The following is a 6,481-nucleotide window of genomic DNA, read 5'->3' on the forward strand; positions in this document are numbered from 1 at the left end:
CGCCGCCAAATTTTAAGCATTTGCGCGGCAAATCGTCCTTATTTCGGTTGCGTGAAGGTTCAAAAGCTTTTCAATGCCGAATGCTTTTGCTAAGGCCGCTCAATACGGAAAAATTGGGAAGGCTGGCATGACACCTGACGTGCGCCCGCTCGTGGCGGGAAACTGGAAAATGAACGGCACGCGCGCCTCCCTCGATCAGGTCAAGGCGATTGCGGAAGGCGTGAATTCGCCCCTTGCCAAGAAGGTCGAGTCGCTCATCTGCCCGCCCGCGACGCTGCTTTATGTCGCGACCGCGCTCTGCACCGACAGCCCGCTTGCGATCGGTGCGCAGGATTGCCATCAGAGCCCGTCGGGCGCGCATACCGGCGATATCTCAGCCGAGATGATCGCCGATTGCTTCGGAACCTACGTGATCGTCGGCCATTCGGAGCGCCGGACGGACCATGCTGAGACCGACCATCTCGTCCGCGCCAAGGCCGAGGCTGCCTTCGCTGCCGATCTCACCGCCATTATCTGCATCGGCGAGACGGCGGACCAGCGCAAGGCCGGGCAGACCCTTGACATTCTCAAGCGACAGCTTTCCGCCTCCGTTCCGGATACCGCGACGCCGGAGAACACGGTGATCGCCTACGAACCCGTCTGGGCGATCGGCACCGGCCTCACGCCGACGGTGCAGGACGTCGAGAAGGCGCATTCCTTCATGCGTTCGGAACTCGTCGCCCGTTTCGGCGCCAATGGCGAGAAAGTCCGTATTCTCTATGGCGGCTCCGTCAAGCCCGGCAATGCCAAGGAACTGATGGGCGTCGCCAACGTCGACGGTGCGTTGATTGGCGGCGCTAGCTTGAAAGCATCCGATTTCCTCGCCATCTACGGCGCATACGAAGCGCTGCTCGCGTGATGCCATATATATTCTGGGCCGAAGGGCTTGGAATAGCGGATCACCTCATGTAAACAGCGCCAGATTTTATTCGATGCCCGCCGCATGCGGGCAGGACTGGACCCATGCAGACAGTATTGATTGTCATCCACCTCATGATCGTGCTGGCGCTTGTCGGCGTCGTACTCATCCAGCGCTCGGAAGGCGGCGGCCTTGGCATCGGCGGCGGTTCCGGCTTCATGTCCGCGCGCGGAACGGCCAATGCGCTGACGCGTACGACTGCGATCCTTGCAGCGCTGTTCTTCATCACCTCGCTCGGCCTCGGCATCCTGACGCGCTATCAGGGCAGCCCGACCGATATTCTCGACCGCATCCCGGCAACGAGCGGGCAGGGCAACGGCATTCTCGATTCGCTCGGCGGCGGCACTCCGCAGCAGCCCGCGAACCAGCCTGCCGGCAACGGCGTTCCGAACGGCGGCGCTGCCGCTCCAGGCGCTCAGGCGCCGACGGCGACCGCACCTGCGACGCAGCCGGCCCCGGCAACGCCTGCGACTCCGGCAGCCCCGGCACAAAACGGAACCGGCGTCCCAACGGGACAATAACCCGGTCAACCAAATAAACCGCCGGCAGGCCCCTGGGTCTGCCGGTTTTCTTTTGTTCAGTTCCAAGCTGGCACCAAAAGTTCTGGAAAAGAATTTTTGGGCTGGTGGAATCGTTTTTGAAAAGGTATCCGGTGACTCCCATGGCGCGATACGTATTCATCACTGGCGGCGTGGTTTCCTCTCTCGGCAAGGGAATTGCGGCTGCGGCTCTCGGAGCGTTGTTACAGGCCCGTGGTTATCGGGTGCGGCTTCGCAAACTCGACCCCTATCTGAACGTGGATCCGGGCACCATGAGCCCGACCCAGCACGGCGAAGTCTTCGTCACCGACGACGGCGCGGAAACCGACCTCGATCTCGGCCACTACGAGCGCTTCACCGGGCGTTCGGCGACCAAGACCGACAACATCACCACCGGCCGCATCTACAAGAACATCATCGACAAGGAACGCCGCGGCGACTATCTCGGCGCGACCGTCCAGGTCATTCCGCACGTCACCAACGAGATCAAGGATTTCGTGGTCGAGGGAAATGACGACTACGACTTCGTCATCTGCGAGATTGGCGGCACGGTCGGCGATATCGAAGCGATGCCCTTCATGGAGGCGATCCGCCAGCTCGGCAACGACCTGCCGCGCGGCACTGCGATCTACGTCCACCTGACGCTGATGCCTTACATTCCGGCTGCCGGCGAGTTGAAGACCAAGCCGACGCAGCATTCCGTGAAGGAACTGCAGGCGCTCGGCATTCACCCGGATATCCTGCTGGTGCGCGCCGACCGCGAAATTCCGGAAGCCGAGCGCCGCAAGCTCTCGCTCTTTTGCAACGTACGTCCGTCCGCCGTCATCCAGGCGCTCGACGTCGCCAACATTTACGACGTGCCGATGGCCTATCACAAGGAAGGCCTTGATAGCGAAGTGCTCGCCGCCTTCGGCATCGAGCCGGCGCCAAAGCCGCGTCTTGAGTCGTGGGAAGACGTCTGCAACCGCATCCGCACGCCGGAAGGCGAAGTCACGATCGCGATCGTCGGCAAGTATACTGGCCTCAAAGATGCCTATAAGTCGCTGATCGAGGCGCTGCATCACGGCGGCATCGCCAATCGCGTTAAGGTCAATCTCGAATGGATCGAATCGGAGATATTCGAAAAGGAAGATCCGGCGCCGTACCTCGAAAAGGTCCACGGCATTCTCGTTCCCGGCGGCTTTGGCGAGCGCGGCTCGGAAGGCAAAATCCATGCGGCCCGCTTCGCCCGCGAGCGAAAGGTGCCGTATTTCGGCATCTGCTTCGGCATGCAGATGGCAGTTATCGAGGCAGCACGCAATCTTGCTGACGTCGAGAATGCCTCCTCCACCGAGTTCGGCCCCACCAAGGACCCGGTCGTTGGTCTGATGACCGAGTGGATCAAGGGCAATGCGCTGGAGAAGCGCACGGCTTCCGGTGATCTGGGCGGCACGATGCGCCTCGGCGCCTACAAGGCGTCGCTTAAGAAGGGCACGAAGATTTCCGAAATCTATGGCTCGACAGACATTTCCGAGCGCCATCGCCACCGCTACGAAGTCAACGTCGACTACAAGGACCGCCTGGAAAACTGCGGCCTCGTCTTCTCCGGCATGTCACCGGACGGTGTCTTGCCGGAAACGATCGAGTATCCGGATCACCCCTGGTTCATCGGCGTCCAGTATCACCCGGAACTCAAGTCCCGCCCGCTTGACCCGCATCCGCTCTTCGCAAGCTTCATCGAAGCGGCAACCGAGCAGAGCCGGCTGGTGTGATTTCGCCCCTGAAAACACGTCGCCTCCATGTCCCTTGGAGCAAGAGGCGACCATGCCTGCCAACGTCAATGAACGTGTGCCAAAGCGGCGCGCCCCCTGCTGGCCGCGGGATTGCACCCAAACCGCAGCACCAGGAAACCGCATCCGCAATCTCCGGCATGCTGGTCGATACTTTCTCCAACATGGGGGCGATCAAGCTGTTCTCCCGCCAGCGGGACGAGGATCGCGATAGCCCGCCCCGATGCAGCTAGGCAGCCTGCGCCATGCGCGGGGGCGGCCTCTGGGGCCGGCAGTCGGGCGGTTTCCTCGCTATCGACAATGCCGAGCGAAAAGCTTGCAGATCCGGCGACAGGCGTGAACCTGCCGCCGGAACTCTGTTCAAGCCGCGATCGGAAAAGGCCCGACATAGACAGACTTCGGTCTGATCAACCGGCCTTCGAGCAACTGCTCGCGCGCATGCGCAATCCAGCCGACGGTGCGGCCGATCGCAAAGACGCCGGTGAAGGCCTCGCGCGGGAACCCAAGCGATTCCAGAAGCAACGCCGTGTAGAATTCGACATTCACGTCCAAGGGACGATCCGGCTTGCGTTCCTTAAGCATTGCGAGCGCCGCCTTTTCGATCGCCTCGGCCAGAGTGATCCGCGACCGATCGACCTGGCCGGTTGCGACAAGCGGCTTCAGTGCATTTTTCAAGGCGTCGGCACGCGGGTCACGGACGCGATAGATGCGATGGCCGAAGCCCATCAGCCTCTCGCCGCGGTCGAGGGCAGCCGCGAGCCAGGTCTTTGCATGGCTTTCAGCACCGATCGCATCAAGCATGTCGAGAACCGGTCCCGGCGCGCCGCCATGCAGCGGACCTTTCAGCGCGCTGATCGCCGCGAGCACTGATGACGTGAGGCCGGCATGCGTCGAGGCGATTACCCGCGATGCGAAGGTGGAGGCGTTCAACCCGTGATCGGAGATCGTCACCAGATAGGCGTCGAGCGCAGCCGTTTGTTCGACACTCGGCAGCCTGCCCGTCATCATGCGTAGGATGTCTGCGGCTTGCGATATTGAGGCAGTCGGCGGAACAGGCGCTTCTCCGCGCTGTATCCGCAGAACCGCCGGCAGGAACACGGCGGGGGCCGCAAGGAGCCTGAACGCCGTTTCAAAATCCTCGCCGTCCGGCAGTCGCGCAATCAGTGCCCTCATCGCATCGACCGGTGGCAGGGCGAGGAGGGTGGCGTCGGCCACGACATACGCGTAGATTTCTGCGCGTGCCGCTCCGAGCCGCTCTTTCAAACCCTCGGCATTGACGTGCGCTTCCAACAATCCGTCAAGCAGCAGCGCCGCGACGCTTTCATAGGTGCCGTCCGCAACGAGGTCGTCGAGCGACACGCCACGGATGATCAGCCGCCCGGCCGGACCGTCGACATCCGAAAGCCGGGTCTCCGCGGCAATCACATCTTCCAAACCGTTTTTCATAGGCATTTCTCCTTTACGGAACAGAAGATCGGTCCTAGATTGATTGACGTCAATCTTGATGGATTTGATCAATATGAGGCTCAATGTCCTGGTTGACTGCGGAGGAAGCGCTGAACCGTCTCGGTACTAAGCCGCAGACGCTTTATGCCAATGTCAGTCGGGGACGCATTCGCGCCAAGCCCGATCCATCCGACCCGCGTCGCAGCCTCTATTACACCGCTGACGTCACCCGGCTTGCCGAGCGCCACGCAGGCCGGCGGAAGGTCGAGACTGTCGCAGCGGAGGCGATACAGTGGGGCGATCCCGTGCTTCCGTCAGCGGTTTCGACCGTCGTCAATGGGCATCTCTACTATCGCGGAGTTGATGCCGCCAGACTTTCCGAGAATGCAACGCTTGAAGAAACGGCGGCACTGCTTTGGACCAAAGGTACGCCTATCAACCTCGCCGCCGGCGGGAGCGTGTCATCCGTTCCGTCCGTGGCTGCCGCTTTCTCGGCGCTCGCCGCCCGCGTGCCTCAAGACCTGCCGAGCCTCGGCCGTTCGCTCCCGGCGTTGCGAGCCGAAGCGCAAGATATCATGACGACGATCGCTTCCGCGCTCGCGCCAGGCGCACCGGACCAGCCTCTCCATCGGCGCCTTGCAAAAAGCTGGCGCCGGCCAGAAGCCAGCGATGCGGTGCGCCGCGCCTTAGTACTGCTTGCCGATCACGAACTCAATGCATCGACCTTCGCCGCACGCGTCACGGCGTCCGCGGGCGCGACCCTTTCCGCATCGGTGCTTTCCGGTCTTGCAACGCTGACAGGTCCGCTGCACGGCGGCGCTTGGGAGGCCGTGGCAACGCTTTCCGAGACGGCTAGGCGTATCGGCGCCAAGGAAGCCATCCGCCGCATCCTGGCGCAGGGCAGCCGGCTTCCGGCCTTCGGTCATCCGCTCTATCCAGACGGCGATATCCGCGCCGAAGCTCTGCTTGCGCATGTCACGCCAGCGGAAGTTTTCTTCGAGATCCAAGAGGCCGGCGAAGCGATGATCGGCGAGCGCGTCAACATCGACTTCGCGCTGACGGCAATGGCGGAACACTTCGAGCTTCCACGGGATGCGCCGCTCGTGATCTTCGCGCTCGCCCGCAGCTGCGGATGGATGGCGCATGCGATGGAACAGGTCGAGAGTGGGCATCTCATCCGTCCAAGAGCCCGTTACACCGGTCCCGCTATCGAAACCTCTGGCGCATAAGGCCGGCCGGCCTTGCCAGTCTGCGCTTTTCTGCATACGAAACTCTTGTTTTGTTTTATGGTGACGGTGCCGGGACAAGCACTTGGCCGCATGGCGAACACCATGCCGGTGTGGGTACTTGCGCGCGAGGTGGGGACGTATCATGAGCGTAATCTCAGCATTCCTGTGCGGTTCTACCGCATCCGCCCTTGCGGCATTTCTGCTGCCGGCGGGCGCGGCACTTGCCCAAACCGGCGGCTGCACTGTCGAGAATGCAGCGGGCGGGCGTGAGGTTCTCCGCTGCCCGAACGGGGTCACGGTGACGGCCGAGGCGGGTGCCGCCTTCAGGTTGAATGACCGCAACCGCGAGGGCAGCCCCGCTGTTGTGTCGCGGCGGGGCAAGGCGATCCCGGGCGGTGGCGACGACGCGCGCCACCCCGGGGGCTTTCAGGGGGTGGCGACGCCGGGAACCGCCGCCGGGCGCGGCGCGCGAGGGGCCGTCGGCGTGGTGGGCGCGCGGACCCCCCGACACGTGGGCCGAGGCCGCGGGGGCGGGGGCGG

General features: G+C 63.0%; 5 protein-coding genes. 4 read left to right on the forward strand and 1 reads right to left on the reverse strand.

The genetic code is table 11. The features are described 5' to 3' along the window. Positions 1 to 127 precede the first annotated feature (127 nt). From tpiA to C9413_RS25890, 3 genes are all read left to right on the forward strand, one after another. Positions 128 to 898 carry a triose-phosphate isomerase gene (gene tpiA, locus C9413_RS25880; RefSeq protein WP_039844938.1) on the forward strand — a complete coding sequence of 257 codons (771 nt, stop codon included), beginning with the start codon at positions 128 to 130 and terminating at the stop codon, positions 896 to 898. Positions 899 to 1,002: 104 nt separating this feature from the next. Then, positions 1,003 to 1,479 carry a preprotein translocase subunit SecG gene (gene secG, locus C9413_RS25885; RefSeq protein ID WP_039844937.1) on the forward strand — a complete coding sequence of 159 codons (477 nt, stop codon included), beginning with the start codon at positions 1,003 to 1,005 and terminating at the stop codon, positions 1,477 to 1,479. Positions 1,480 to 1,619: 140 nt separating this feature from the next. Then, on the forward strand, positions 1,620 to 3,248 hold the full coding sequence (locus tag C9413_RS25890) for a CTP synthase (protein ID WP_039844936.1): 1,629 nt from the start codon (positions 1,620 to 1,622) through the stop codon (positions 3,246 to 3,248). A 378-nt stretch (positions 3,249 to 3,626) separates the two neighbouring features. On the opposite strand, the gene C9413_RS25895 is transcribed toward C9413_RS25890, so the two are convergent. Next, entirely contained in the window at positions 3,627 to 4,712 is a 1,086-nt protein-coding gene (locus C9413_RS25895; RefSeq protein ID WP_039844934.1) for a citrate synthase/methylcitrate synthase, read from the reverse strand. Positions 4,713 to 4,795: 83 nt separating this feature from the next. Between C9413_RS25895 and C9413_RS25900 the strand changes: the two genes are divergently transcribed. Beyond that, positions 4,796 to 5,941 carry a citrate synthase gene (locus tag C9413_RS25900; RefSeq protein WP_039844933.1) on the forward strand — a complete coding sequence of 382 codons (1,146 nt, stop codon included), beginning with the start codon at positions 4,796 to 4,798 and terminating at the stop codon, positions 5,939 to 5,941. The last annotated feature ends 540 nt before the right edge of the window (positions 5,942 to 6,481 follow it).

This window comes from Rhizobium sp. SEMIA 4085 (assembly GCF_013004495.1).
Taxonomy (GTDB): Bacteria; Pseudomonadota; Alphaproteobacteria; order Rhizobiales; family Rhizobiaceae; genus Rhizobium; species Rhizobium gallicum.